Annotated in this window: 23 protein-coding genes; 11 read left to right on the forward strand and 12 right to left on the reverse strand. The window is 70.8% G+C overall.

Annotated features, from left to right (window positions below; genetic code table 11):
• Positions 1–252 precede the first annotated feature (252 nt).
• The 4 genes from J3P36_RS06380 to J3P36_RS06395 all read left to right on the forward strand — a co-directional run bounded on the left by J3P36_RS06380 (position 253) and on the right by J3P36_RS06395 (position 4,527).
• Positions 253–1,569 (forward strand): extracellular solute-binding protein, encoded by a 1,317-nt coding sequence (locus J3P36_RS06380; RefSeq protein WP_210506361.1) that lies wholly within the window; start codon positions 253–255, stop codon positions 1,567–1,569.
• A 6-nt stretch (positions 1,570–1,575) separates the two neighbouring features.
• The gene (locus J3P36_RS06385) at positions 1,576–2,547 is read left to right on the forward strand and encodes a carbohydrate ABC transporter permease (RefSeq protein WP_210506362.1); all 972 of its coding nucleotides are present in this window, start codon (positions 1,576–1,578) and stop codon (positions 2,545–2,547) included.
• On the forward strand, positions 2,544–3,371 hold the full coding sequence (locus tag J3P36_RS06390; protein ID WP_210506363.1) for a carbohydrate ABC transporter permease: 828 nt from the start codon (positions 2,544–2,546) through the stop codon (positions 3,369–3,371). The genes J3P36_RS06385 and J3P36_RS06390 overlap by 4 nt, the downstream gene beginning before the upstream one ends.
• 148 nt (positions 3,372–3,519) lie before the next feature.
• Positions 3,520–4,527, forward strand: coding sequence for a sugar-binding transcriptional regulator (locus J3P36_RS06395; RefSeq protein ID WP_210506364.1), 1,008 nt, complete (start codon positions 3,520–3,522; stop codon positions 4,525–4,527).
• Between the two features lie 125 nt (positions 4,528–4,652).
• Here the strand turns inward: J3P36_RS06395 and J3P36_RS06400 are convergent, their stop codons facing one another.
• From J3P36_RS06400 to J3P36_RS06425, 6 genes are all read right to left on the reverse strand, one after another.
• The gene (locus J3P36_RS06400; RefSeq protein WP_210506365.1) at positions 4,653–5,714 is read right to left on the reverse strand and encodes an NAD(P)-dependent alcohol dehydrogenase; all 1,062 of its coding nucleotides are present in this window, start codon (positions 5,712–5,714) and stop codon (positions 4,653–4,655) included.
• Positions 5,714–7,105, reverse strand: coding sequence for a glycoside hydrolase family 5 protein (locus tag J3P36_RS06405; RefSeq protein WP_210506366.1), 1,392 nt, complete (start codon positions 7,103–7,105; stop codon positions 5,714–5,716). Before J3P36_RS06405 ends, J3P36_RS06400 begins: the two co-directional genes overlap by 1 nt.
• A 257-nt stretch (positions 7,106–7,362) precedes the next feature.
• On the reverse strand, positions 7,363–8,307 hold the full coding sequence (locus tag J3P36_RS06410) for an NAD(P)/FAD-dependent oxidoreductase (RefSeq protein WP_210506367.1): 945 nt from the start codon (positions 8,305–8,307) through the stop codon (positions 7,363–7,365).
• Positions 8,300–9,796 carry a glutamate--tRNA ligase gene (gltX, locus tag J3P36_RS06415; protein ID WP_210506368.1) on the reverse strand — a complete coding sequence of 499 codons (1,497 nt, stop codon included), beginning with the start codon at positions 9,794–9,796 and terminating at the stop codon, positions 8,300–8,302. Before gltX ends, J3P36_RS06410 begins: the two co-directional genes overlap by 8 nt.
• A 193-nt stretch (positions 9,797–9,989) precedes the next feature.
• On the reverse strand, positions 9,990–10,715 hold the full coding sequence (locus tag J3P36_RS06420; protein WP_210506369.1) for a cache domain-containing protein: 726 nt from the start codon (positions 10,713–10,715) through the stop codon (positions 9,990–9,992).
• Entirely contained in the window at positions 10,712–11,464 is a 753-nt protein-coding gene (locus J3P36_RS06425) for a FadR/GntR family transcriptional regulator (protein ID WP_246854152.1), read from the reverse strand. Before J3P36_RS06425 ends, J3P36_RS06420 begins: the two co-directional genes overlap by 4 nt.
• Before the next feature lie 109 nt (positions 11,465–11,573).
• Between J3P36_RS06425 and J3P36_RS06430 the strand changes: the two genes are divergently transcribed.
• The 4 genes from J3P36_RS06430 to J3P36_RS06445 all read left to right on the forward strand — a co-directional run bounded on the left by J3P36_RS06430 (position 11,574) and on the right by J3P36_RS06445 (position 15,641).
• Complete coding sequence (locus J3P36_RS06430) at positions 11,574–12,611, forward strand: ABC transporter ATP-binding protein (protein WP_210506371.1); 1,038 nt, start codon at positions 11,574–11,576, stop codon at positions 12,609–12,611.
• Positions 12,612–12,677: 66 nt separating this feature from the next.
• Positions 12,678–13,856: an ABC transporter substrate-binding protein gene (locus J3P36_RS06435; protein ID WP_210506372.1), complete on the forward strand. Its 1,179-nt coding sequence runs from the start codon at positions 12,678–12,680 to the stop codon at positions 13,854–13,856.
• 59 nt (positions 13,857–13,915) lie between these two features.
• Complete coding sequence (locus tag J3P36_RS06440) at positions 13,916–14,800, forward strand: ABC transporter permease (protein ID WP_210506373.1); 885 nt, start codon at positions 13,916–13,918, stop codon at positions 14,798–14,800.
• A gap of 7 nt (positions 14,801–14,807) precedes the next feature.
• Positions 14,808–15,641, forward strand: coding sequence for an ABC transporter permease (locus J3P36_RS06445; protein ID WP_210506374.1), 834 nt, complete (start codon positions 14,808–14,810; stop codon positions 15,639–15,641).
• An 81-nt stretch (positions 15,642–15,722) separates the two neighbouring features.
• On the opposite strand, the gene J3P36_RS06450 is transcribed toward J3P36_RS06445, so the two are convergent.
• The 3 genes from J3P36_RS06450 to J3P36_RS06460 all read right to left on the reverse strand — a co-directional run bounded on the left by J3P36_RS06450 (position 15,723) and on the right by J3P36_RS06460 (position 18,748).
• Positions 15,723–16,499 carry a fumarylacetoacetate hydrolase family protein gene (locus tag J3P36_RS06450; protein ID WP_210506375.1) on the reverse strand — a complete coding sequence of 259 codons (777 nt, stop codon included), beginning with the start codon at positions 16,497–16,499 and terminating at the stop codon, positions 15,723–15,725.
• 65 nt (positions 16,500–16,564) lie between these two features.
• Positions 16,565–17,665, reverse strand: coding sequence for a branched-chain amino acid aminotransferase (locus tag J3P36_RS06455; RefSeq protein WP_210506376.1), 1,101 nt, complete (start codon positions 17,663–17,665; stop codon positions 16,565–16,567).
• A 15-nt stretch (positions 17,666–17,680) separates the two neighbouring features.
• Positions 17,681–18,748, reverse strand: a complete 1,068-nt coding sequence (locus J3P36_RS06460; RefSeq protein WP_210506377.1) for a 3-isopropylmalate dehydrogenase — start codon at positions 18,746–18,748, stop codon at positions 17,681–17,683.
• A 108-nt stretch (positions 18,749–18,856) separates the two neighbouring features.
• Here J3P36_RS06460 and J3P36_RS06465 point away from each other — a divergent pair, with 108 nt between their 5' ends.
• Both J3P36_RS06465 and J3P36_RS06470 read left to right on the forward strand, forming a co-directional pair.
• Positions 18,857–19,105, forward strand: coding sequence for a DUF6458 family protein (locus tag J3P36_RS06465; RefSeq protein WP_210506378.1), 249 nt, complete (start codon positions 18,857–18,859; stop codon positions 19,103–19,105).
• Between the two features lie 2 nt (positions 19,106–19,107).
• The gene (locus J3P36_RS06470; protein WP_210506379.1) at positions 19,108–19,425 is read left to right on the forward strand and encodes a hypothetical protein; all 318 of its coding nucleotides are present in this window, start codon (positions 19,108–19,110) and stop codon (positions 19,423–19,425) included.
• 266 nt (positions 19,426–19,691) lie between these two features.
• On the opposite strand, the gene serA is transcribed toward J3P36_RS06470, so the two are convergent.
• Entirely contained in the window at positions 19,692–21,287 is a 1,596-nt protein-coding gene (serA, locus tag J3P36_RS06475) for a phosphoglycerate dehydrogenase (RefSeq protein ID WP_210506380.1), read from the reverse strand.
• A 242-nt stretch (positions 21,288–21,529) separates the two neighbouring features.
• Here serA and J3P36_RS06480 point away from each other — a divergent pair, with 242 nt between their 5' ends.
• Entirely contained in the window at positions 21,530–22,654 is a 1,125-nt protein-coding gene (locus J3P36_RS06480) for a TerC/Alx family metal homeostasis membrane protein (RefSeq protein ID WP_210506381.1), read from the forward strand.
• A gap of 37 nt (positions 22,655–22,691) precedes the next feature.
• Here J3P36_RS06480 and J3P36_RS06485 read toward each other — a convergent pair whose 3' ends face one another.
• Both J3P36_RS06485 and pta read right to left on the reverse strand, forming a co-directional pair.
• On the reverse strand, positions 22,692–23,882 hold the full coding sequence (locus J3P36_RS06485) for an acetate/propionate family kinase (protein WP_210506382.1): 1,191 nt from the start codon (positions 23,880–23,882) through the stop codon (positions 22,692–22,694).
• Positions 23,879–26,005: a phosphate acetyltransferase gene (gene pta / locus J3P36_RS06490; RefSeq protein WP_307806970.1), complete on the reverse strand. Its 2,127-nt coding sequence runs from the start codon at positions 26,003–26,005 to the stop codon at positions 23,879–23,881. Before pta ends, J3P36_RS06485 begins: the two co-directional genes overlap by 4 nt.
• Between the last annotated feature and the right edge of the window lie 59 nt (positions 26,006–26,064).

Raw genomic sequence — 26,064 nt, forward strand, 5'->3', positions numbered from 1 at the left:
AGGCCCGGACAACCGACATACGACTCTACCCCATGCGAGACGTTCCCGCTGACGGCCCTCGGCTCCCGCCTGCCGACGGGCCGCTTTCGAAAACGGTGTCGAAACCGGCACAGGGTCCTTTGCCTCGCGCCCCGTGGCTGTTAGCGTGACACCCGCGACGCTGCTTCACGTTTGAGCGAAACAAACGGGAGCAAATCCGGCGCCGCACTTGCACCCTCCAGCAATCCTCGATGACGAGAAAGGGACCAAGCAATGGTGCTGTCCAGGAAACGAGCAATAGCCGGTGTCGCGCTCGCCGCGATCTCCGCGATCGCGCTCAGCGCGTGCGGCTCCAGCGGGCCCGGCCAGAGTGCCGGCGGCGGAGCCTCCGGCGACGGAGCCTCCGCGTGGGCCCTCACGGGAGGCGTGCACGAGGTCATGTGGAAGGAGTCCTTCGAGAACTGGAACAAGGACAACCCCGACCAGGAGATCGCCGTCGAGTGGTTCGCCAACGACCCCTACAAGGAGAAGATCCGCACGGCCATGGGCGCCGGCACCGGCCCGAGCCTCGTGTTCGGCTGGGGTGGCGGCACCCTGAAGGAGTACGTCGACACGGGCAAGGTCGTCTCGCTCGAGGGTGAGGTCGACGAGCTCCTCGACCGGCTCATCCCGTCGATCGTCGACGGGGGCCGGGTCGACGGCGAGCTCTACGCGGTGCCGCAGTCGCAGACCCAGCCCGAGCTCATCTACTACAACAAGGACCTGTTCGACCAGATCGGGGCGGAGCCGCCCACGACCTGGGAGGAGACCATGGCCCTCGTTCCGCAGTTCAAGGAGGCCGGCATCGCGCCGTTCTCCCTGGCCGGCGCATCCAAGTGGCCCGAGCTGCTGTGGCTGCAGTACCTCACCGACCGGATCGGCGGCGCCGAGCCGTTCGCGAAGGTCGCCGCGGGCGAGGCCGACGCGTGGTCCGACCCGGCGTTCGCCGAGGCGCTCACCAAGATCCAGGACCTCGTCAAGGCCGGCGGCTTCGCCGAGGGCTTCGGCACGGTCGTCGCCGACGCGAACGCGGACGCCGCGCTCGTGCACACCGGTCAGGCCGCGATGCTCCTCCAGGGCAGCTGGGTCTTCTCGAGCTTCGCGCAGGACGCGCCCGAGTTCGTCGAGGGCGGCAAGCTCGGCTTCATCCCGTTCCCGACCGTCGAGGGCGGCACGGGCGACCCGGCCAACGTGGTCGGCAACCCGTCGAACTACTGGTACCTCAACGCGTCCGCGTCCGACGAGGCGAAGGAGGCCGCGATCACCTACCTCAACGAGCGCGTCTTCAACGACGAGTACACGAAGACGCTCATCGACGGTGGCGGCGTGCCGCCGGTGAAGGGCATCGAGAGCCAGCTCGACGACGCCCCGAACGGCGACTTCCTCCGCTTCGCGTACGACCTGGTGAACAACGCGCCCAACTTCACGCTCTCGTGGGACCAGGCGCTGCCCTCCGCGGCTGCTCAGGAGCTTCTGACCAACATGGACCAGATCTTCCTGCTGCAGATCACTCCCGAGGAGTTCGTCGCCAACATGAACGCGACCCTTTAGTCGGTCATGACCACCGACATCGAAGCCGGCGCCGCGGTCTCCCGCGGCGCCGGCTCCGGCCTCCTCCCATCCTCGGGACGCGCCCGCCGCGCTCCCCGCCCCAACGGCGGGGGGCACGGCCCCAGCCTCCTGATGGCAGTGCCGGCACTCGCCTTCTTCGCGGCCTTCGCGATCATCCCGCTCGTCGGCGTCGTCATCCTCAGCCTCATGAACTGGGACGGCCTCGGCACGCCCACCTGGGCCGGGTTCGACAACTGGACCCGCACCCTCGCCTCCCCCGAGACCCACAACGCCGCGTGGCTGAGCCTCGTGGTGATGATCGGCAACTGGGTGATCCAGGCGCCCCTCAGCCTGCTGATCGGCGTGTTCATCGCCGGGCACCAGCGCTACCGCGCGTTCCTCGCGGCGCTCTACTTCCTGCCGCTCGTCTTCTCGGCCGCGGCGACCGCGATCGCCTTCAAGGCGCTGCTCGATCCCAACTTCGGGCTCGGCGCGGCGCTCAAGATCCCGTTCCTCAAGCAGAACTGGCTCGGTGACCCGACGCTCGCGCTGGGCGTCGTGCTCTTCGTGATCGCGTGGACGTTCATCCCGTTCCACTCGCTGCTCTACCAGGCCGGCGCTCGGCAGATCCCGGCCTCGCTCTACGAGGCCGCCATGCTCGACGGGGCCTCGGGGTGGCAGCGCTTCTGGCAGATCACGATCCCCCAGCTGCGCTACACGATCATCACGTCGTCGACGCTGATGCTGGTCGGGTCGCTCACCTACTTCGACCTCATCTACGTGCTGACGCAGGGCGGCCCCGGCAACGCGACGCGCATCCTGCCGCTCGACATGTACCTGGTCGGCTTCCGCAGCTTCGACATGGGCCGCGCGAGCGTCATCGCCGTCATCCTCGTCGTGGTCGGCCTGACCCTGTCCCTCGCACTCAACCGAGCCAGCGGCGCCAACCGCATGGAGAGCCAGATGGAGGGCATGTGAGAACCGCACGCGCACGGCCGAACATTCTCGGCGGCATCCTCGGCTGGGTCTGGCTGGGCGTCATCGTCCTGCCGATCTACTACATCGTCCTCACCAGCCTGCGGGAGCAGTCCTCCTTCTACACGGAGAACCCCCTGCTGCCGCCGGCGGCACCGACGCTCGACTCGTACATCACCGTGCTGACGAGCGGTTTCCCGCTCTACTTCTTCAACAGCGTGGTGGTCACCGTCGCGTCGGTGGCGGTCATCCTCGTGATCTGCGTGATGGCGTCGTACTACATCGTGCGATCGCGGTCGAAGAACGCGCAGCGCACCTTCTCGGTGATCCTGCTCGGACTCGCGATCCCGCTGCAGGCGACGATCATCCCCGTCTACTACATGATCACGCGGCTGAGTCTCTACGACAGCCTGCTCGCGCTGATCCTGCCCTCGATCGCGTTCGCGGTCCCGATCACCGTGCTGATCCTCGTCAACTTCATGCGGGACATCCCCGGTGAGCTCTTCGAGTCGATGCGCGTGGACGGCGGCGGGGACTGGCGGATGCTGTGGAGCCTCGTCGTTCCCCTCGCCCGTCCGGCGATCGTCACCGTGGCGATCTACGACGCGCTCAACGTGTGGAACGGCTTCCTGTTCCCGCTGGTGCTGACCCAGAGCGCCAACACGCGGGTGCTGCCCCTGTCGCTCTGGACCTTCCAGGGCGAGTTCCAGATCAACATCCCGGCCGTCCTCGCGGCGGTCACCCTGTCCGCCCTGCCGATCGTGGTCCTCTACGTCGTGGGTCGCCGGCAGCTGATCTCCGGCCTGACCGCCGGATTCGGGAAGTAGCCGGGTCGCCGCCTCGGGGGCTCCATACCCCGGGGCGGCGACCCTCTCCGAGCGTCGCTCACCTGCGCCTGTGACGTAGGGTGGCGACGCTCGGCACAGTCGACGGCGGCAGCAGGCCGCCGGCTGCCCCCAGCAGAAGGATCGAGAGATGACACGACGCGGACGCCCTCCCCTGGGGCCCACCGAGGACGGCTCCGGCACGCGCCGCCTCTCGGAGCAGGAGGAGAGGTCGCTGGCGGGCACGGTCGCCGAGGCCTACTACCTCGAGGACCGCTCGATGGTCGACATCGCGGAGCGCCTCGGCATCACGCGGTTCCAGGTCGCGCGCCTCCTCCAGTTCGCCCGCTCGTCCGGCATCGTGTCGATCGACGTGCGCCTTCCCGGCGGCGTCGACGAGCAGCTGAGCGAGCGGCTCCGCGACGCCCTCGGCATCGAGCGCGCGATCGTGCACGACGTCGTCGGCGACAGCCCCCGCACCGAGATGGGGCGAGCGCTCGCGGAGCTGCTGCCCACCGTCGTGCAGCCGAGCGACGTCGTCGGCGTCACCTGGAGCCGCACCATCGTCGCCATGAGCGAGCACCTGAAGACGCTGCCGCCGTGCACGCTCGTGCAGCTCGCGGGCCACATCACGAGCGAGATCAGCTCCCCCGGCAGCGTCGAGGTCATCCGCCGGCTCGCCGATGTCAGCGGCGGCCGGGCGTTCCCCATCTACGCGCCCCTCGTCGCCCCGGACGCCTACGTCGCGACGGCGCTGCGCGGCCAGCGCGACCTCGCCACCGCCTTCGAGTTCTATCCCCGGATCTCCGTGGCCGTCATCACCATCGGCGCCTGGCTGCCCGGCGAGTCCTCCATCTACGACACCGTCGGCGCCGCCGAGCAGGATCTCGGCCTGGAGCTCGGCGCTGTCGGCGAGATCAGCGGACGGCTGTTCGACGCCGAGGGCCGCACGGTGTCCGAGGTGCTCGACGACCGTGTGCTCGGCATCAGCCTCGACGAGCTGCGGAACGTCCCGAAGGTCGTGGCGAGCGTCTACGGCGCCGGACGCGCGGCGGCGACGCTCGCGGCCGCGCGCTCCGGGCTGTTCACGACGCTCATCGCCGATCGCGCTGTCGCGTCGGCCGTGCTCGAGCTCGCGGAGACCGCGCCCGTCGAGTGACCGTGGCGGTCAGGGACGGGCGCTCGTCGGGCGCGCCCGACCGTCGGCCTGACGCGAGCGCTCCCCTGCCGCGGGCGTGACCGCGCCCCGGGCGGCGTTTGAACGCGCCCGGGGCACGGGGTCCATCAGGCGGAGGCGCCCGGCTGGACCAGCACCTTCAGCGCCGCGGGGTCGAGAGCGCCGTCGAGCGCCTCCACCACGCGATCGAGGGGGAAGCGCCCGGTCACGAGCGCGTCGAGGTCGACGCGGCCCGACGAAGCGAGCTCGATCGCGAGCGGCCAGGTGTTCGCGTAGCGGAACACGCCGGTCACCTCGAGCTCGCGGGCCTGGATGCGGGACACCGGCAGCAGGACGTCGTCCGCGCCCATGCCGACGAGGACGGCGCGGCCGCCCGGCTTGAGGGCGAGCAGGCCCGAGCGGACGGCCGGCTGCGCTCCAGAGGCATCGATGAACACGTCGACGTCCTTCGCGAACTCCGCCGGGTCCTCGGTGCGGGCGTCGAGCACGCGGTCCGCCCCGAAGCGGAGGGCAGCCTCGCGCCGCGTCTCGGCGATGTCGGACACGATCACCTCGCTGGCCCCGAATGCGCGGGCGACCTGCAGGATGACGATGCCGATCGGGCCAGCGCCGGTGATGAGCACCCGGCTCCCCGGACCCGTGCGTGCCTTCTGGTTGGCCCAGATGCCCACCGAGAGCGGCTCGCAGAGCGCCGCCGCCTCGAAGGACATCGAGTCCGGGATCGGGTGCGCGTAGTCCGCCTCGATCACGGAGTACTGGGCGAATGCGCCGTCGATCGGCGGAGTCGCGTAGAACTCCATCGCCGGGCAGAGGTTGTAGGCGCCGCGCTTGCACTGCTCGCACACCCGGCAGGCCCGCTGGGGCTCGATCGAGACGCGCTCCCCCACCCGGTCGGCCGGCACGGCCGATCCGACCGCGACGATCGTGCCGGCGGCCTCGTGGCCGAGGATCATCGGAGCGTCGACCACGAAGTCGCCGATGCGGCCGTGCTGGTAGTAGTGCACGTCGGATCCGCACACGCCGACCGCGGCGACCTCGATGAGCACCTGGTTCGGCTCGAGCGACGGCACGGGTCGCTCCTCGAGCCGCACCTCGCCCTGCTGGACGAGCACGCTCGCGCGCATGGACTCGGGCGCTGCGCTGCCTCCCGAAGATGCGGTGGTGGACATCAGCCCTCCTTCAGCTGGGCGACGAGACTGTCGCGGATCTGGCAGTTCTCGAACGAGAACGAGTCGGCGAGCGCGTCGAGCTCGCTGTCGTCGAGCCCCGTGAAGAGGCTCGCGTACTCCTCCGCCATGGGCTCGGCCACGATGATGTTGAGCAGCAGGCGGCGCACGAAGTGGAAGCGGCCGAACGGGTACGGGTCGAACTCGGGGAACTCCCGCTCGATCAGCGCCTGCACCGGCTCCGAGACCTCGCGCGGGCCGATCTCATCGCTGCCCCAGGCGTCGGCGCCGAGCCGCACCTTCTTCGCGACGAAGTCGTCGAAGCGACGGCGGTAGGGGGTCTCGGGGCGCACGCCCACCATGCCCTGCCGGCCGAGGTCCTTGTACATCCAGGACTGCCAGCTGACGTTGTGGCGCGTGTAGATCTCGAGCTGGTCGGCGAGGATCTGGCGGCGCTGGACGTCCTTCTCCTCGTCGTTGAAGTAGATCGGCGAGAACTCGCTGACCATGATCGGGGTGCCCGTGCGGCGGGCGTACTCGGAGCGCTCGAGGAACTTCTTCTCCACGTAGTCGCGGTCGATGTACACGCCGTCGGTCACGCCCGGGTAGGGGCCGCCGCGCCCGAAGCCGGCCGCCACGTAGTCGTGCACCGCGTAGACGATGCCCTCCTCCGTCGGCTCGTCCGGGAAGATGTCGAACTCGGTCGTGTACGTGTTGCCGTCGAGGAAGATGATGTGGTCGCGGTCGATGGCACGCACGGCGGCGACCGCCCTGTCGTAGAAGGGGCCGACCCGCTTGCGCGTCGCATCCGCGGGCTCGTTCATGATGTTGTAGCCGCTGACCCAGGGGTTGCCCTTGTAGCGGTCGGCGATCGCCTCCCAGAGGTTCACCACGCGGTCCTGGAAGTGCGGGTGGTCCCAGAAGGTGTCGACGTGCGTCGGGTTGTCCGAGTGCCAGTCCTGGTTCTGGTAGCCCGGCAGCGCGTGCAGGTCGATCATCGAGTAGATGCCGTGAGCGGCGCACTGCTCGATCGCGCGGTCGATGTGCCGGAAGCCGTCCTCGAGGATCTCGAACGGCTTGGCGTCGCTCTCGAGGTGCCGGTAGTTGATGTTCAGCCGGACCGAGTTGAAGCCCTCGCGCGCGAGGAACGCGGCGTCCGCGTCGCCGAAGAACGAGGTGATCAGCCGCGCGAAGAATCGGTCGGCCTTGTCCTCGCCGATCGCCTTGCGCACGTTCGCCCGCATCAGCGACTCGTTGCCGGCGAACCCGGTGATGAAGTTCTCCATCAGCAGCCAGCCGCCGATGTTGGGGCCGCGGAGCCGGACCTCCTGCCCGGACGCATCGACGAAGTCGGATCCTCGGATGGAGAGCGGGCGGGCGGGGGTATCGGCCATGAGCGTCCTCAAGCGTCGTTGCGTGGAGTCTCCGCGAGTGCGGCGCTTTCGAGGCTATGGGTGGCGGATCGGCAGTGTCAATGATTGAGCGCACATGAGCGCAACATCTGAGGCAAATCGTTGAACCTGTCGCCAACCAACGCAGCGGGCGTAACGATTTCAGGAGATTCGGTCCCGCCGCAGAGTCAGCATGCCGATCGCTGGCGTTCGCGGCCGGATCTCCTTGATTCGTTACCGCGCGCCTGCGTCGGGAGGCGTCAGAGGCGGTCGCGGACCAGCGCGGCGGCGACCTTCGCGCCGGAGCCCGCCGCCACGATGAGCTGCTGCGGGCCGGGCGGGGTGGAGTCGCCGGCGGCGTAAAGGCCCGGCACGGAGGTGCGGCCCTCGCCGTCGACCACGAGGAGGCCGTCGTCGTCGACAGCGGCGTCCAGGCCGTCCAGGTACGCGAGCGCCGGTTCGTAGACCGGGCGAACGAAGCCGGCCGTGCGCGGGACGGTCTCGCCGTCCTCGAGCAGGATGCCGGTCATGCCGGAGCGGTCGCCCACCACATCGGCGACCGGGCGCCGCTCGACGCGGACGCCACGGCCGGCGAGCTCGCGCTCGTCCTGCTCCCCCACCGGGCCGAACACGATGAGGTCGTCCGTCCAGCGGGAGAGCAGCCGCGCATGCTCGGCGAGGTCGTCGGTCTCGCCGATCAGCGCGAGGGGCTTGCCGCTCTCCTCGTAGCCGTCGCACATCACGCAGCTGTGCAAGGCGGTGCCGTAGAAGGCGCGGAGGGTCGGCAGGGCGGGCAGGCGCTCCACGAGGCCGCTCGTGACGACGACCGACACGGCCGTGACGGAGCGGTCCGCACCGCCGCGGATGCCCTGCGCCTCGACGCGGAAGACCTCGCCCTCCCGGCTCACGCGCGTGACACGGGCGTTCTCGAACTCGGCCTCCGGATACTGCTCGAGCTCCGCTCGGCCGAGCCGGCGCAGCTCGAGGGGCGAGATGCCGTCCCGAGTCGGATAGCCGTGCGAGTGCAGCGTCGCCGCGTTGCGGGGCCGGTTCGCGTCGAGCACGAGGGTGCGGTGGCGTGCACGCACGATGTTGAGCGCGGCGCCGAGCCCGGCCGGCCCGGCGCCGATCACCACGACCGAGTAGTCGGCGGCCGGAGCGTCGGGATGCACCGCGTCGGCCGGAGTCGCGGGGGCGTCAGGCATCGCGGAGGCGGTCGGCGAGGCGCTCGATGCGGACGAGCGTCGAGTGCTTGCCGAGGATCTCCATCGACTCGAACAGCGGCGGGCTCACCCGCCGACCACTGACGGCGGCCCGAAGCGGACCGAATGCGGTGCGGGGCTTGAGTCCCTGGCCCTCGATGAGCGCGGCCCGCAGCGCCGCCTCGATCTCCCCTGCCTTCCACCAGTCGAGGGTCTCGAGGGCCGCCATGGCGGCGTCGAGCACGGTGAGCCCGTCCGCCTTCGGCAGCGCGTCGTCCTCGACGACGATGTCCTCGTCGCGCGTGAACAGGAAGGCGAGCATGCCGTGCACCTCGCCGAGCAGGTTCACCCGCTCCTGCACGAGCGGGGCGGCCTCGTGCAGGACCGCGAGCTGGTGCTCGGTCGGCGGGTCGCTGAGGACGCCCTGCAGGTAGGGCACGATCCGGCGCTCGAAGTCCTCCGGCGCGAGCATGCGGATGTGGTCGCCGTTGATCGACTCCGCCTTCTTGAGGTCGAAGCGGGCCGGGTTCGGGTTGACGTCCGCCACGTCGAACGCCGCGGTCATCTCCTCGCTCGTGAACACGTCGCGGTCGTGCGTGAGCGACCAGCCGAGCAGCGCCAGGTAGTTGAGGAGACCCTCTGGGACGAAGCCGCGCTCCCGGTGGTGGAAGAGGTTCGACTCGGGGTCGCGCTTCGACAGCTTCTTGTTGCCCTCGCCCATCACGTAGGGCAGGTGGCCGAACCGCGGGATCTCCTTGGCCACGCCGATGTCGATGAGCGCGTGGTAGAGCGCCACCTGGCGGGGAGTCGACGAGAGCAGGTCCTCGCCGCGGAGCACGTGCGTGATGCCCATGATCGCGTCGTCGACCGGGTTCACGAGCGTGTAGAGCGGGTCGCCGCTCGGGCGGACGACCACGAAGTCGGGGAAGGACCCGGCCGGGAAGGTGATCGGGCCGCGCACCAGGTCGTCGAAGGAGAGCTCCTCGTCCGGCACACGCAGGCGCAGCGCCGGGGTGCGGCCCTCGTCGCGGTACGCCTGGCGCTGCTCCTCGGTCAGGTCGCGCTCGAAGTTGTCGTAGCCGAGCTTCGGGTCGCGGCCGGCGGCGAGGTTGCGGGCCTCGATCTCCTCGCCCGTCGCGTAGCTCTCGTAGAGGTGACCGGCTTCGGTCAGGCGCGCGATCACGTCGCGGTAGATGTCGTACCGCTGCGACTGCCGGTAGGGCCCGTGCGGGCCGCCGACGTCGATGCCCTCATCCCAGTCGAGCTTCAGCCAGCGGAGCGCCTCGACGATCTGCCGGTAGCTCTCCTCGGTGTCGCGCGCGGGGTCCGTGTCCTCGATCCGGAATACGAACGTGCCGCCGGTGTGCCGGGCGTACGCCCAGTTGAAGAGGGCGGTGCGCACCAGGCCGACGTGCGGGGTGCCGGTGGGCGACGGGCAGAAGCGGACGCGCACGTCGGCGCCGGTCGCGGAGGAGACGGGATAAGAAGCCATACCGGGTTCGATCCTACTGAGGGGCGGGGGCCTTGCCCTCGGTGCGGGCGGACGATGTGCGCTCGACCTCGGTGGTTGAGGTGCGCCCGCAGGGCGACTCGAAACCACCAGTCGGAGGGGAGCACGTGTGGTGGTTTCGAGGCTCGCTCCGCTCGCACCTCAACCACCGGGAAGCCGGCCTCGACGCGCCTTGTCACGCCTCGGCGACGAGGGTGAGCGGGGTGCCGCCCCACTCGACCGGGAGGGCGGTGGCGCCCGATCCTGCCGCGTTCCGGAGGAGGACGCCGCTCGGGCGGTGCGGGTCCGTCGACAGGATCACCCGGCCCGACCGGTTCACGAGGGTCAGCACGCCCGGGGCGCCGGTCAGCGCCGGCAGCAGGGCCGCCTCGATCTCCCGCACGTACAGGTCGGCGCCGAGCAGTCCGAGCAGCTCGTCGCCCCGCGTCACCGGCACGGTGAGGGTCAGCGTGTAGTCGTCGGTGCAGAGGTAGTCGACGTACGGGCCGGTCAGGTGCGGCAGCCGTGTCTCGGCCGGCACCCGCCACCACTCCATGAACGTGTAGTCGTGGAAGTCCTCCGACGAGGGGTCCTCGACGGCGGGCAGGCGACGCACCTGCGCCTCCGCCGGCGGAGCACCGAGGGTGTTGAACTTGCCGAGCCACCAGGCGAGGTGCAGGGGGACGTCGCCCAGCAGCCCGGGCGCCGCGATGAAGCCCGCGCCGACGACGAGCGTCGACCGGTCCGACAGGGCCGGCGTCACCAGGCGCTCCACGGCCGGATCGAGCAGCGCCGAGCGCTCCCCCGCTCCCGCGGCGAGCGCGGCGGCGAGCGGATGCCGCCAGCCCTCGAGCAGCCGGAGCACTGGAGCGAAGACCGCGGCCACCGCATCCGCGCGGCTGCCGATGAGCTGAGTCGTCATGATCCCCTCCTGTCCGCGGCCACCTTCTCGTCGATGAGGGCCTCGACCGCTTCCTGGATGTGGGCGAGCGTAGTCCCTCGCGCCCCGTCACGGTCCCCCGATGCCAGATGCCCGATCACGGCACGGTAGTGGTCGAGGGCGCGCTCCCGGTGCACCGCCTCGCGGAAGCCGACCCAGAGCAGCGGCCCGAACTCGGCCTGCAGCCGCACGTGCTCCCGCACGAGCCGCGCGGACTGCGACAGGGCGGCCACCTCGAGGCGGAACGTGCTCTCGGCCCGCCGGGCGGCGCCCTCCTCGGACACGTCGAAGGACGCGACCAGCCGGGACAGGCCCTCGACGTCGTCCTCGGTTGTCCGCTCGGCGGCGAGCTCCGCCGCGGCGGAGGCGAGGGCGGCGTAGTGAACGCCCATGTCGCGCAGCTCGACGCGGCTGAGCTCGCGGAGGCGGAGGTCGACGAGCGGCCGGTGATCCCGCACGGGCTGGACGAAGCTGCCTCCGCCACGGCCGCGGCGCGTCTCGACGAGCCCGCGGTCGCGCAGCGACTCGAGCGCTTCCCGAGCGGTCACGGTGGCGACGCCGAACCGCCGCGCGAGCTCCGCCTCGCTCGGCAGCCGCTCCCCCGACGGCAGCACGCCGAGGATGATCGCGTCGGCCAGCCGCTGCTCGACGAGCGCCGCTCGCCCGGCCCCGTCGAGCGGCGCGAAGACGGCCGCGCGGGCCGCGCCCCGGGCGCGGATCGTCTCGGGCATCGCCTCCCCCATCCTGTGACGAGACCGTAACACGAAGGACCTACGCAAGACATCTAGTTCCATATGAATATGTACCCATGACGTCTGCCCTCGCATCCGGACTCACCCGATGAGCGCCCCGGCGATCAGCCTCCGCGGGCTCCGCAAGGAGTTCGGCTCGGTGACCGCCGTCGACGGCGTCGACCTCGACATCGCGCAGGGCGAGTTCTTCTCGATGCTCGGCCCGTCCGGATCCGGGAAGACCACGGTGCTGCGGCTCATCGCCGGCTTCGAGCAGCCGACGGCCGGCACCATCGAGCTCTTCGGCGAGGACGTCACCAGCACCGCGCCGTTCGACCGCGACGTCAACACCGTGTTCCAGGACTACGCCCTCTTCCCGCATCTCAGCGTGCTCGAGAACGTCGCATACGGGCTGCGCGTGCGGGGCATGGGGAAGCGCGAGCGCGCCGAGCGCGCACGGGAGGCGCTCGAGGGCGTCCGCCTGGGCGGCTACGGCGACCGGCGCCCCTCCGCCCTCTCCGGCGGGCAGCGGCAGCGGGTCGCGCTCGCCCGCGCGACGGTGCTCCGCCCCAAGGTCCTGCTGCTCGACGAGCCGCTCGGGGCACTCGACCTCAAGCTGCGCGAGCAGATGCAGGTGGAGCTGAAGCAGCTGCAGCGCTCCCTCGGCATCACCTTCATCTTCGTGACGCACGACCAGGAGGAGGCGCTGACGCTGAGCGACCGCGTCGCCGTCTTCAACGACGGCCGCATCGAGCAGCTCGGCACGCCCGCCGAGATCTACGAGCGGCCCCAGTCGCGGTTCGTCGCCACCTTCGTCGGCACCTCCAACGTGCTCGAGGGCGCCGTGGCGGCGCAGCTCCTCGGCGTCCCCGGCACGTTCGCGCTGCGTCCCGAGCGGATCACGCTCGCCGACGCCCCGACCGGCCGGGACCGGGCAGCGTCCGGAACCATCGCGGAGGTCGTGTACCTCGGCACCGGCCGGCGGATCATCGTCGATCTCGATGCCGGGCTCCAGCTCACCGTGCTCGAGCACACCCTCGGCCGCGACGCCGCAAGCGATGCGGCGCTCCGCGGCACCCGCGTCGTCGCGGAGTGGAGCGACCGCGACCTCGTCGCCCTCGACGCCGCGGTCCCCGTCACCCCCTGACCCGGCCGCCGCCGGTCCACCCAGCCCCAACATCGCTCCACCAACACACAAGGAAGAAGGACGGCAATGAGAAGGCTCAACTTCCGCCGATCGGGAGCCCTGGTCGGCCTCGCGATCGCATCCGTCGCCGCGCTCACCGCCTGCGGCACCGCAGGAGGAGGATCCGGCGGCGGCGCCAGCGGGGCGCCGACCGACGAGCTCGGCGACTATGAGGACGCGGTCTCGATCCTCGCCTGGCCGGGCTACGTCGAGGACGGCAGCAACGATCCCGACGTCGACTGGGTCACCCCGTTCGAGGAGGAGACCGGCTGTCAGGTCACGGCCAAGTACTACGGCACCTCCGACGAGGCGCTCAGCCTCATGAAGAGCGGCGGCTACGACGTCGTGGCCGCATCCGGCGACCTCACGCTCCGGCTCGTGGCGGGCGACCTTGTGCAGCCCGTCAACACGGACCTCATCCCGAACTACGAGAACGTCTACGACTTCCTCAAGGACAAGTCGTGGAACAGCGTGGACGGGCAGCCCTACGGCGTCCCGCACGGCTACGGCGCCAACCTGCTCATGTACAACACCGACGTCGTGCAGCCGGCTCCGACCTCGTGGGACGTGGTGTTCGACCGCGCCGCCGAGTTCTCGGGCAAGGTGACCGCGTACGACAGCCCGATCTACATCGCGGACGCCGCGGTGTACCTCATGGCGCACAAGCCGGAGCTCGGGATCGAGAACCCCTACGCGCTCGACGAGACGCAGCTCGCCGCGGCGGTCGACCTGCTCAAGGCGCAGCGCCAGCACATCGGCGAGTACTGGGGCGACTACCTGAAGGAGATCCAGGCGTTCGAGTCGGGCACCTCGGTGGTCGGCACGACCTGGCAGGTCATCCAGAACTCGATCACGACCGGCAACACCGAGGTCGTGCTGCCCGAGGAGGGCGCGACCGGCTGGTCGGACACCTGGATGATCGCCTCCGACGCGGAGGCTCCGAACTGCGCGTACGCGTGGCTGAACTACATCGCGAGCCCCGAGGCGAACGCGGCGGCGACGCAGTACTTCGGCGAGGCGCCCTCCAGCCAGGAGGCGTGCGAGTTCCGCGACGACTGCGAGGCGTACCACGCGGGCGACGCGGAGTACGCAGAGCAGATCTGGTACTGGTCCACCCCGATCGCCGAGTGCCTCGACGGGCGCACCGACGTCCAGTGCACCGACTACTCCCAGTGGACGGCGGCCTGGCAGGAGATCAAGGGCTGAACCGATCGGGCGGGTGGGGTCGTCCGGCCCCACCCGTCCTCCTCCCCGGAAGGAGCGCGATGAGCGCGACCACCTCGACGCGGCGGCACTCCGTCTCGGCGTTCCTCTTCGAGCACGCCCGGCTGCGGCTCGCGCTGCTGCTGACGGCGCCGCTGTTCTGGCTCGGCCTCGTCTACATCGTCGCGCTCGCGGCCCTCCTCGTCACCGCGTTCTGGACGGTGGACAGCTTCACCGGCGAGGTCCGCATCGAGTGGACCCTCGACAACATCGTCACCGTCCTCACCGCGTCCGTGTACCAGTCGGTGACGCTGCGGACGGTCGGCATCGCACTCCTCGTCACCGTGATCGACATCCTGCTCGCGCTGCCGATCGCGTTCTTCATGGCGAAGGTCGCCGGTCCGCGCCTGCAGCGGGCGCTCGTCATCGCGGTGCTCACGCCGCTGTGGGCGAGCTACCTCGTCAAGGCGTACTCCTGGCGGACCGTGCTCTCGCCGGAGGGCCTCTTCGCCTGGCTCGTCGAGCCGATCGGCGGGTCCTCCCCCGGCTACGGCATCCCCGCCACCGTCATCACGCTCAGCTACCTCTGGCTGCCGTACGTGATCCTGCCGATCTACGCGGGACTCGAGCGGGTGCCGGACTCGCTGCTCGACGCGTCGAGCGACCTCGGCGCGAAGCCCTGGCGCACGGTGCGGTCGGTCGTCCTCCCGCTGCTCTACCCGGCCGTCATCGCCGGCTCGATCTTCAGCTTCTCGCTCACGCTCGGCGACTACATCGCCGTGTCGATCGTGGGCGGCGCCAACCAGATGCTGGGGAACCTCGTCTACACGAACGTCGGGACGGCGAACAACCTGCCGCTCGCGGCGGCCGCCGCGCTCATCCCGATCGCGATCATCATGGTCTACCTCGCCGCCGTGCGCCGGACCGGCGCCCTCGACAACCTCTGAAGGACCCATGCGACTGTCTCGACTGAGCAAGGGCGTGCTCGGCGCCCTCACCGCGGCGGTGCTCGCGATCGTCTACATCCCGCTCCTCGTGGTCGTGCTCAACTCGTTCAGCACGAGCCAGACCTTCGCCTGGCCGCCGCCCGGCTTCACGCTGGAGTGGTGGGCGCGCGCCGCCCGCAGTCAGGGCGCCCTCGACGCGATCGGCACGAGTGTCATCGTGGCCCTCGCCGCGACCGCGGTGTCGCTCGTGCTCGGCACGCTCATCTCGCTCGCTCTGCAGCGCTACGAGTTCTTCGGCCGCAGCACGGTGAACCTGCTCGTCATCCTGCCGATCGCGCTGCCGGGCATCATCACCGGCATCGCGCTCAACAACTTCTTCCGGACGATCGCGGGCGTGCAGCTGTCGCTGCTGACGCTGATCGTCGCCCACGCCACGTTCTGCATCGTCACGGTGTTCAACAACGTGCTCGCGCGGCTCCGGCGCACCGGCACCCGGCTCGAGGAGGCGTCCGCCGATCTCGGCGCCGGCGTCTGGACGACCTTCCGCCTCGTCACGTTCCCGCAGCTGCGCTCGGCGCTGCTCGCCGGCGGCTTGCTCGCGTTCGCGCTCAGCTTCGACGAGATCATCGTGACCACGTTCACGGCGGGCACGGGCGTGCAGACGCTGCCCATCTGGATCCTCAACAACGTGTTCCGGCCCAACCAGGCCCCGGTCGTCAACGTCGTCGCGGTCGTGCTGATCCTCGTGTCGATCATCCCGATCGCGATCGCGCAGAAGCTGGCCGGCCCCGAGTCCGGCACGCCGCGGGCGTCCGCGGGCCGTGCCGCGCGGTCCCGCTGACACGTCCGCGGGTCCTGCGGACAAGTTGCGACGGTCTACGGATGCGTATTGACCGCACGACCCGCGCCGGCGGGACCAGCGTCAGTCGCGGTTGCGGGCCGGGTTCGTCAGGGTGCCGATGCCCTCGATCCGGATGTCGACGGTCTGGCCGGCCGTGAAGCCGCCCGGGCCCGCCGGCGTGCCGGTGAGGATCACGTCGCCCGGGAGCAGGGTCCACACGTCGGACGCGGCCGCGATGATCTCCGCCACCGAGAACCGCATCTCGGACGTGTTGCCGCTGCGCCGCGGCTCGCCGTCGACGAAGGTGCGGATGTCGAGGTTCGACGGGTCGAGCTCGGTCTCGATGTAGGGGCCGAGCGGGCAGAACGTGTCGTAGCCCTTGGCGCGCGCCCACTGGCCGTCCGCGAACATCTGGTCGCGGGCCGAGACGTCGTTGCCGATCGTGTAGCCGAAGACGACCTCGTGCGCGCGCTCGACCGGCACCTGCTTCGCGATGCGGCCGACGACGACCGCGAGCTCGCCCTCGTGCACGATGCGGCCCTCGACGGGCGGCAGCTGGATGGGCTCGCCCGGTCCGATCACCGAGGTGTTCGGCTTGAGGAACAGCAGCGGGCTGTCCGCCGGCTGCTCCTGCCCGAGGTCGTCGCTGTGCGCCGCGTAGTTCAGACCGACGCCGACGACCTTGGAGCGCGGGATGACCGGCGCCAGCAGCTTGGCGACGCCGAGCGACACCCGCTCCCCCGTCGTGCGGTAGCCGGCGAACATGGGGTCGCCCGCGAGGACGACCAGCTCCTCCGCATCCTCGTCGAGGATCCCGTAGGACGCCTCGCCCTCGACACTGAACCGCGCGATCTTCACGACGTCGAGCCTACTGACCGGAGCAGGCGGCGGCCGCCGCGGAGCCGAAGGGGCGCCCCGACGGGTCAGACGAGCCGGGTCATCCAGTCGTGGTGGTCGGGGCGGCGGCCGTACTGGATGTCGGTGAGCTCCTCGCGCAGCGACATCGTCAGCGCCCCGGCCGGGGCCGAGGCGTCGCCGATCTCGAAGTCGGGCGTCTTCAGCACCGCGACGGGCGTAATGACGGCCGCGGTGCCGCAGGCGAACACCTCGGTGATCTCCCCCGACGCGACGCCCTCGCGCCACTCGTCGATCGTCACCGGACGCTCCTCGACGGCGTGGCCGTGGTCGCGGGCGAGCTGGATGATCGAGTCGCGGGTGATGCCCTCGAGGATCGTGCCGCTCGTCGACGGGGTGATCAGGGCGCCGTCGTGGCGCACGAGGAACAGGTTCATGCCGCCCAGCTCCTCGATGTACTTCCCCTCGACCGAGTCGAGGAACAGCACCTGCTGGCAGCCGTGCTCGTACGCCTCGGCCTGGGGCAGCAGTGACGCGGCGTAGTTGCCGCCCGTCTTCGCAGCGCCCATCCCGCCGCGTCCCGCGCGGGTGTAGTCGGTCGACAGCCAGATGGAGACCGGCTTGATGCCGCCGTGGAAGTAGGCGCCGGCCGGGCTCGCGATGACCCGGTAGTCCACCTTCTGCGCCGAGCGGACGCCGAGGAAGCTCTCGCTCGCGTACATGAAGGGCCGCAGGTACAGGCTCGTCTCCGGGGCCGACGGCACCCAGGCGGCGTCGACGGCGACCAGCTGGCGGATCGACTCCACGAAGTCCTCGGTCGAGAGCTCCGGCAGGTTGAGGCGCTGGGCGGACCGCTGCAGGCGCAGGGCGTTCCGCTCCGGCCGGAACGTCCAGACGGATCCGTCCGCGTGCCGGTAGGCCTTCAGGCCCTCGAAGATCTCCTGCGCGTAGTGCAGCACCGACGCGGCAGGGTCCATCGGGATGGGCCCGTATGGCACGACCTCCGCGTCGTGCCAGCCGTGCTCGATGTCCCAGGTGATCTGCACCATGTGGTCGGTGAAGTGCTTGCCGAAGCCGGGGTCGGCGAGGATCGCCTCGCGCTCGGCGTCGTCGCGGGCACGCTGCGAGGGCGTGGTGGTGAAGGCGAGGGGGAACTTCGTCGCGGTCATGTCGTGTCCAGTGGGCTAGTGGGTCGTGGGCGGCCGCAGCAGGGCCACGATCGCATCCCCCGTCTCGGAGGTGCGCCGCGGAGTCGCCTCGGCGGACCGGGCTTCCAGGTCGGCGGTCACCGCGGCCGACACCCGCGCCGCCGCGTCCCCATGACCGAGGTGGTCGAGGAGGAGCGCGACCGAGAGGATGGCCGCCGTCGGATCCGCCTTCTGCTGCCCGGCGATGTCGGGAGCGGAACCGTGAACCGGCTCGAACATCGAGGGGTGCGTTCCGTCCGGGTTGATGTTGCCGGAGGCCGCGAGACCGATGCCGCCGCTGATAGCGCCGGCCAAGTCGGTGAGGATGTCGCCGAAGAGGTTGTCCGTGACGATCACGTCGAATCTAGCAGGGTCCGTCACGAGGAAGATCGTGGCCGCGTCGACGTGCAGGTAGTCGACGGACACCGACGGGAACTCGGCGGCGACCTGGTCCACGACCCGCTTCCAGAGCCCGCCCGCGTAGCTCAGCACGTTCGTCTTGTGCACGAGGGTGAGCTTCCGCCGCCGGCGCTCGGCGGCGCCGAACGCGTAGCGGACGAGCCGCTCGACGCCGAAGGCGGTGTTGAGGCTGACCTCGGTCGCGATCTCGGCCGGCGTGCCGACCCGGATGGAGCCGCCGTTGCCGACGTAGGGGCCCTCGGTGCCCTCGCGCACGACGACGAAGTCGACGTCGCCCGGGCGGGCGAGGGGCGAGACGACGCCCGGGTGCAGCACGGTGGGGCGCAGGTTGACGTAGTGATCGAGCTCGAACCGCAGCTTCAGCAGCAGCCCCCGCTCGATGTTCGCGCCCGCGAGCCGCGGGTCGCCGGGCACTCCCCCGACCGCGCCGAGCAGGATCGCGTCGTGCCGCTTGATCGCCGCGAGCTCCTCGTCGGGCAGCACCTCGCCGGTCTCGAGGTAGCGCCCGGCACCGAGCCGGAACTCGGTCACGTCGACGGTGACGTCCTCGGGCAGCGCGACCTCGAGCACCTTGAGGGCTTCGGCGACGACCTCTGGGCCGATGCCGTCTCCCGGGATCGAGGCGAGGCGGATGACGGCGGGCATGGCACTCCGGGGATGTCGGCGGATCGGTTCCCTCACACTATCGCCCGTGCCAAGATGATCCCGGTCCGGGGAACCCTCCCCCGGCGACGCTGAGCGGAAGGCGATCGGATGAGCCTCGGTGCGGGAATCTTCCTCCTGGCGGTCGGCGCGATCCTCGCCTTCGCCGTGAACGTCGAGGTGCCGGGCATCGACCTGACGGTCGTCGGCTACATCCTCATGATCGCCGGCGCGCTCGGCATCATCCTCGGCCTCGTGCTGATGTCCCGCCGCCGCCGCTCGGTCGCGACGAGCCGCACCGCGGTGGACCCCGCGACGGGCGAGCGGCTGCGCCGCGACGTGCGCGACGACCTGCCCTGAGGATGTCCTCCGATCGGCCGCCGGACCGGACTCCCGGAGGCGAGCACGGCTGGGGGCGCTTCGACGACGAGTCCTCTGGCGACGCGGGCCGCCCACCTGCCGAGGAGCCGTTCTACACGCTCGGCTTCGGCACCATGCTGTCCTCGGTCACGTGGATCGGGCTGCTCGGCGGCCCGATCCTCCTCGTCTGGGGCTCGGTCTGGCTCGGCCTGGGCCGCCCGCTCGGCTGGGCGCTCGTCCTCCTGGGCGTGCTGATCCTCGTCGCGACCATCGTGCCGATGGTGCGGAAGCTCCGCGCCCGCCGCCGCCCACCCCGGTGACCACCCCCGGTGATCGAGGAGCCGGCCGCAGGCGGCCCACCCCGGCGATTGAGGAGCCGGCCGCAGGCGCCCCACCCCGGCGATTGAGGAGCCGGCCGCAGGCCGGCGTCTCGAAATCACCCGACGTGCCTACGAACTCGACCCGGCATGGCTGAGTCCGAAGGCGAGGTCGGGTGATTTCGAGACGGGCCCTACGGGCCCTCCTCAATCACCGGAAGGAAGGGAGCTCCTACTGGCCCTCGATCACCGGAGGTGGGAGAGACCGCTCAGGCGAGCTCGACCACGTCGATCTCGCGGAGCAGGTCCGCGTCGATCGCCGTGCGGATCTCCTCGAGGAGGTCGTCCGGGGCGGGGCCGTCGATGGTCAGGACGCTCAGCGCCTTGCCGCCCGCGGCCCGGCGCGCGATCTGCATGCCCGCGATGTTGATGCCGGCCTCGCCGAAGCGCTGGCCGTACACCGCGACGATGCCGGGGCGGTCCTGGTAGGTGAAGACGACGTGGTGCTCGGCGATCGGGACCTCGACGTCGTAGCCGTTGATCTCGACGATCTTCTCGATCTGCTTCGTGCCGGTCAGCGTTCCGGACACGGACACCTGGGTGCCGTCGGCGATCGCGCCGCGGATGGTGAGCACGTTGCGGTACTCCTCGGACACCGAGTCGGTGAGGAGGCGCACCTGGATCCCGCGCTGCTCGGCGAGCAGCGGCGCGTTGACGTAGGAGACGTTCTCGCTGACCACCCCGGCGAAGATGCCCTTGAGCGCCGCGAGCTTCAGCACGCTCACGTCGTAGTTCACGAGCTCTCCGCGCACCTCGACGTCGACGCTCGTGAGCGGGCCGTCGGCGAGGCCCGAGAACACCTGGCCCAGCTTCTCGATGAGCGGGATGCCGGGGCGCACGTACGGGTCGATGACGCCGCCGGCGACGTTCACCGCGTCGGGCACGAGCTCGCCGGACAGGGCCAGGCGCACCGACTTGGCCACCGAGATGCCGGCCTTCTCCTGCGCCTCGTCAGTCGAGGCGCCGAGGTGCGGCGTGACGACGATGTTGTCGAGGCCGAGCAGCGGCGATCCGGTCGGCGGCTCGGAGACGAACACGTCGATGCCGGCGCCGGCGATCCGCTTCGCGGCGAGCGCCTCGTACAGGGCGGTCTCGTCGATGATGCCGCCGCGGCTCGCGTTGACGATGCGCAGCTCCGGCTTGGCCTTCGCGAACATCTCGGAATCGATGAGACCGGTGGTCTCCGGCGTCTTCGGGATGTGGATGGTGATGAAGTCGCTCTGCGCGACGAGGTCCTCGAGGCTCAGCAGCTGCACGCCGAGCTGCTGGGCGCGGGTCGGGGTCACGTAGGGGTCGTAGGCGACGAGGGTTGCGCCGAAGCCGGCAAGGCGCTGCGCGACGAGGGTGCCGATGCGGCCGAGGCCGACGATCCCGATCGTCTTCTCGTAGAGCTCGACGCCGGTGTACCGGCTGCGCTTCCACTCCCCCGCCTTGAGCGACGAGTTGGCGTCCGGGATGTGCCGGGCCAGCGCGAGCAGGTGGCCGATCGCGAGCTCGGCGGCGGAGACGACGTTCGAGGTCGGCGCGTTGACCACCATCACGCCGGCGGCCGTGGCGGCCGGGATGTCGACGTTGTCGAGTCCCACGCCGGCGCGGGCGACGACCTTGAGGTTCGGGGCCGCGGCGATCGCCTCGGCATCCACCTTCGTGGCGGACCGCACCAGCACGGCGCTGGCATCGGCGAGCGCGGCGAGCAGCGCGGGCCGGTCGGTGCCGTCGACGTTGCGGATCTCGAAGTCGGGCCCGAGGGCGTCGACCGTCGCGGGCGAGAGTTCTTCGGCGATCAGGACGATCGGCTTGCTCACAGGCACATCCTTCGGAGGGGCGGCACAAACACGACGATCCTAGCGATCGGGCTTCCCGGCCCCGTTCACAGGTTTCCCCGGGTGACGTCACGGAACCCGCTCAGCGTGCCGCCGGTTACGCTCGGATCGACCCCAAGGGGAGTACTTCACCAACGGCGGACCGTCACTACGGACACGGTCCCGGCCCGCCGGCCCTCGCGGCGAAGGAGACCTTGACTCGCAAGATCGAGCCAAGGAGATCCGTGAACGTCAGCGCCCTCGTCTGGATCGTGACCCTCGCCGTCACCGTCGTCTTCTTCGTGTGGGAGTTCTTCAGCCACGTCCGGCGCCCGCACGAGCCGAGCATCGGGGAGTCGGCCCGCTGGTCGGCCTTCTACATCGGCCTCGCCCTCCTGTTCGGGGTCGGCGTGGGCGTCGTCAGCGGGTGGGAGTACGGCGGCCAGTACTTCGCCGGCTACCTCACCGAGAAGGCCCTGTCCGTCGACAACCTGTTCGTCTTCCTCCTCGTGATGACCTCGTTCGCGGTGCCGAAGGCGTACCAGCAGAAGGTGCTGCTCATCGGCATCGTGATCGCGCTGATCATGCGCGGCGCGTTCATCGCCGTGGGCGCCGCGCTGATCGCCAACTTCTCGTGGATCTTCTACCTGTTCGGCGCCCTGCTGCTGGTGCTCGCCGCCCAGCAGCTGCGGGGCTCGCACGGCGGGAACGCCGCCGACAACGCGGTCGTCCGCCTCGCCCGGCGGGTGCTCCCGGTCACCGACGAGTACCACGGCGACCGCCTCACCGTCCGGCTGGACGGGCGTCGCCTCGTGACGCCGATGTTCCTCACCGTGGTCGCGGTCGGCGTCATCGACCTCGTGTTCGCTGTCGATTCCATCCCCGCGATCTACGGGCTCACCGAGGAGGCGTACCTCGTCTTCACCGCGAACGCGTTCGCGCTGATGGGGCTCCGCCAGCTGTACTTCCTGCTCGGCGGACTCATGGAGCGGCTCGTGTTCCTCTCGCAGGGGCTCGCCGTGATCCTCGGCTTCATCGGGGTGAAGCTGCTGCTGCACGCGCTGCACGTCAACGAGGTGCCCTTCATCAACGGCGGCGAGCCGCTGCTCTGGGTGCCGGAGATCCCGACCTGGCTGTCGCTCGTCGTCATCGCGGCGACGGTGGCCGTGGCGACCGTCGCGAGCCTCGCCGTCACCCGGGGACGCTCCTCGGGGGTCTCCGGGGTGTCCGGGCACTCTGCGGCCGCGCACGCCGACGCCGCGGTCGCCGACGGCCGGCACTCTGACGTGGCGGTAACGAATCAAGGAGGAACGGCCGCGTCGGACACCGCGCATGCGGATCGGGGCCGATCGGACGCCGAAACTCCTTGATTCGTCACCCCCGGCTCCGGCTCCGGCCGGCCGGGACTCAGGCGGCGAGGGCGCTCACCGTCTGGCGGGCGATCTCCAGCTCCTCGTTGGTGGGCAGCACGAGCACCGCCGTGCGAGACGCGTCCGTCGAGATGCGGCGCTCGCCGCGCTCCGCGGATGCGTTCCGCTCGGCGTCGATCTCGATCCCGAGGCCCTCGAGACCGGCGAGGGACCGCTCGCGGATGAGCGGCGAGTTCTCCCCCACCCCCGCGGTGAAGACGATCGCGTCCGCACCGCCGAGGACGGCGAGGTAGGCGCCGACGTAGTGCTTGATGCGGTGGCAGTAGACGTCGAGGGCGACCTGCGCCGCTTCGTCCCCCGCGTCCGCGTTGCGGCGCACGTCGCGCAGGTCGGCGGAGCCGGTGAGCCCCTTCAGGCCGCTGCGCCGGTTGAGCAGGTCGTCGAGCTCGTCCAGGCCGAGTCCGCCGAACCGGGCGAGCTGGAAGACGACGGCCGGGTCGAGGTCGCCGGACCGGGTGCCCATCACGAGCCCCTGCAGAGGCGTGAAGCCCATGGAGGTGTCGACCGACTCGCCGCCCCGCACCGCGCACGCGCTCGCGCCGTTGCCGAGGTGGAGCACGATGGTCCGCGTCTCCTCGAGCGGCGTGCCGAGGAACGCGGCCGCCTTCTCCGAGACGTACTTGTGGGAGGTGCCGTGGAAGCCGTACCGGCGGATCCGGTACTTCTCCGCGACCGCGGCGTCGATCGCGTAGGTGTAGGCCTCGGGCGGCATCGTCTGGTGGAACGCCGTGTCGAAGATGGCGACGTGCGGCACGTCCGGGAAGGCGGCGAGCGCCGCACGGATCCCCGCCAGGTTGGCGGGATTGTGCAGCGGCGCGTACTCGGCGAGCTCGTCGATGTCCTTCTCGACCTGCGGCGTGACAAGCGTCGGCGCGAAGAACCGCGCCCCGCCGTGCACGACGCGGTGGCCGACCGCCGTGACCAGGCCGGCGAGCCCGGTGGGCCCGTGCTCCTCGAAGGCGCGGGTCATCGCGTCGAACGCGGCGCCGTGGTCGGGCAGGGCGGGCTCCATGGTCCACTCGCCGTCGGGGGTCGTGTGCGTGGCGACGCCCTGCACCTGCCCGATCCGCTCGAGGAGGCCCTTCGCGAGCACCTCCTCGGTGTCGGTCTCGATGAGCTGGTACTTGAGGGACGACGAGCCGCTGTTGACGACGAGGACGGCGGTCATGCGCGGGCCTGGCCGGCCTGGATGGCGGTGATCGCGACCGTGTTGACGATGTCCTGCACGAGGGCGCCGCGGGAGAGGTCGTTGACCGGCTTGTTGAGGCCCTGCAGGATCGGCCCGATCGCGACGGCACCGGCGCTGCGCTGCACCGCCTTGTACGTGTTGTTGCCGGTGTTGAGGTCGGGGAAGATGAACACGGTGGCGTACCCGGCCACCGCCGAGTTCGGCAGCTTGGTGCGGGCGACCGCGACGTCGGCGGCCGCGTCGTACTGGATCGGCCCCTCCACCGGCAGGTCGGACCGGCGGGAGCGCACGAGCTTCGTGGCGTTGCGGACCTTCTCGACGTCCGCCCCCTCGCCGGACTGGCCCGTCGAGTAGGAGAGCATCGCGACGCGGGGCTCGATCCCGAACTGGCTCGCGGTGACGGCGGAGGACAGCGCGATGTCGGCGAGCTGCTCGCTGGTGGGGTCGGGGATGACGGCGCAGTCGCCGTAGACGAGCACGCGGTCGGCGAGCGCCATGAGGAACACGCTCGACACGACCGAGACGCCCGGCTTGGTGCGGATGATCTCGAACGAGGGCCGGATGGTGTGCGCCGTCGTGTGCACCGCGCCCGACACCATGCCGTCGGCGAGGCCGAGGTGCACCATCATCGTGCCGAAGTAGGACACGTCGACGACCACGTCGCGGGCCGCCTCGAGCGTCACGCCCTTGTGGGCGCGCAGGCGCGCGTACTCCTCGGCGAACCGCTCCCGCAGCTCGGCGCCGTGCGGGTCGAGGATCTCGGCGCCCGTGATGTCGGCCCCGACCGCGCTGGCGCGGGCACGGATGTCCGCCTCGTCGCCGAGCAGCGTGAGCCGGGCGACGCCCCGGCGCAGGAGCCGGTCCGCGGCGAGCAGGATGCGGTCCTCCTCCCCCTCCGGCAGCACGATGTGGGCCTTCGCGGCACGCGCCTGCTCGAGCAGCTGGTGCTCGAACATCAGCGGCGTGACGACGCCGGTGTGCGGCACGGCGAGCAGCTCGAGGAGGGCGGCGCGGTCGACCGACTCCTCGAACAGGGCGAGCGCCTGGTCGTACTTGGCGCTCGACTCCGCCGCGAGCCGGCCGCGGCTCCTGGTGACGCGCACGGTCGTGTCGTAGGTGCCGAGCGGCGTCGACACGATCGGCAGCGTCACCTCGATGCCGGCCAGCAGGCGCTGGATCTGCTCGGGAAGCTCGAAGCCGCCGTTGAGCAGGATGCCCGCGAGCGACGGGAAGGTGCCCGACGTCTGCGCGAGGAGCGCGGCGATGAGCACCTCGACCCGGTCGCCGGGCACGATCACGACGGCGCCCTCGGTGAGGCGCGGCAGGACGTTGACCATCGACATGCCCGCGACCACGACGCCGAAGACGGGGCGCTGCAGCATCGCGGCGTCGCCCTGCACGAGGGTTCCGCCGGTCGCGGCGAGCAGGTTCTGCATGGTGGGCGCGACGAGCAGGGGGTCCTCGGGGATCGCCCAGACCGGGACCGCGTCGTCGTGCAGCGTGAGCCCGATTGTGAACCGGACGGCCGAGACGATCGCCGGGTCGACGCGGTTGGCGACGACCGCGAGGAGGGACGCGTGCTCCGCCTTGAGCTCGCCGACCGCGACCTCGGCGAGCTGCGCGAGCTCGTCGGCGGTGCGGGCGGTGCCGCCGCCGAACCGGTCCTGGCCGCCGCTGGCGCTGCGCCCGCCGAGCACCAGCAGGACGGGCGCACCCAGGTTCGCGGCGACGCGCGCGTTGAAGGACAGCTCGGTGGGGCTGCCGACGTCGGTGTAGTCGGAGCCGAGGATCACGACCGCCGAGCACTGCTCCTCGACCGCCTTGTACCGGTCGAGGATGCGGGCGAGCGCGGCGTCCGGGTCCGCGTGCACGTCGTCGTAGGTGACGCCGATGCACTCGTCGTAGCCGAGGTCGACGCCGTCGTGCTCGAGCAGCAGCTCGAGCACGTAGTCCCGCTCGCTGACGGAGCGCGCGACCGGGCGGAACACCCCGACCCGGTCCACCTCCCTCAGCAGGGTGTCGAGAACGCCCAGGGCGACCGTCGACTTGCCGGTGTCGCCTTCAGCGGAGGCGACGTAGACGCTCTTGGTCTCGATAGGCACGGGCCGATTCTAGGGAGCGCGTGTGAACGGCGGCCGGGAGCGGCCGGGGCGACATCCGG

The organism is Naasia sp. SYSU D00057, assembly GCF_017916505.1.
GTDB lineage: Bacteria > Actinomycetota > Actinomycetes > Actinomycetales > Microbacteriaceae > Naasia.

Bases quoted from the DNA above. Each gene is read 5' to 3' on its own strand.
- J3P36_RS06380 (WP_210506361.1), top strand. From the start codon at position 253: ATGGTGCTGTCCAGGAAACGAGCAATAGCCGGTGTCGCGCTCGCCGCG.
- J3P36_RS06385 (WP_210506362.1), top strand. From the start codon at position 1,576: ATGACCACCGACATCGAAGCCGGCGCCGCGGTCTCCCGCGGCGCCGGC.
- J3P36_RS06395 (WP_210506364.1), top strand. From the start codon at position 3,520: ATGACACGACGCGGACGCCCTCCCCTGGGGCCCACCGAGGACGGCTCC.
- J3P36_RS06400 (WP_210506365.1), bottom strand. From the start codon at position 5,714: ATGTCCACCACCGCATCTTCGGGAGGCAGCGCAGCGCCCGAGTCCATG.
- J3P36_RS06405 (WP_210506366.1), bottom strand. From the start codon at position 7,105: ATGGCCGATACCCCCGCCCGCCCGCTCTCCATCCGAGGATCCGACTTC.
- J3P36_RS06410 (WP_210506367.1), bottom strand. From the start codon at position 8,307: ATGCCTGACGCCCCCGCGACTCCGGCCGACGCGGTGCATCCCGACGCT.
- gltX (WP_210506368.1), bottom strand. From the start codon at position 9,796: ATGGCTTCTTATCCCGTCTCCTCCGCGACCGGCGCCGACGTGCGCGTC.
- J3P36_RS06420 (WP_210506369.1), bottom strand. From the start codon at position 10,715: ATGACGACTCAGCTCATCGGCAGCCGCGCGGATGCGGTGGCCGCGGTC.
- J3P36_RS06425 (WP_246854152.1), bottom strand. From the start codon at position 11,464: ATGCCCGAGACGATCCGCGCCCGGGGCGCGGCCCGCGCGGCCGTCTTC.
- J3P36_RS06430 (WP_210506371.1), top strand. From the start codon at position 11,574: ATGAGCGCCCCGGCGATCAGCCTCCGCGGGCTCCGCAAGGAGTTCGGC.
- J3P36_RS06435 (WP_210506372.1), top strand. From the start codon at position 12,678: ATGAGAAGGCTCAACTTCCGCCGATCGGGAGCCCTGGTCGGCCTCGCG.
- J3P36_RS06440 (WP_210506373.1), top strand. From the start codon at position 13,916: ATGAGCGCGACCACCTCGACGCGGCGGCACTCCGTCTCGGCGTTCCTC.
- J3P36_RS06445 (WP_210506374.1), top strand. From the start codon at position 14,808: ATGCGACTGTCTCGACTGAGCAAGGGCGTGCTCGGCGCCCTCACCGCG.
- J3P36_RS06455 (WP_210506376.1), bottom strand. From the start codon at position 17,665: ATGACCGCGACGAAGTTCCCCCTCGCCTTCACCACCACGCCCTCGCAG.
- J3P36_RS06460 (WP_210506377.1), bottom strand. From the start codon at position 18,748: ATGCCCGCCGTCATCCGCCTCGCCTCGATCCCGGGAGACGGCATCGGC.
- J3P36_RS06465 (WP_210506378.1), top strand. From the start codon at position 18,857: ATGAGCCTCGGTGCGGGAATCTTCCTCCTGGCGGTCGGCGCGATCCTC.
- J3P36_RS06470 (WP_210506379.1), top strand. From the start codon at position 19,108: ATGTCCTCCGATCGGCCGCCGGACCGGACTCCCGGAGGCGAGCACGGC.
- J3P36_RS06485 (WP_210506382.1), bottom strand. From the start codon at position 23,882: ATGACCGCCGTCCTCGTCGTCAACAGCGGCTCGTCGTCCCTCAAGTAC.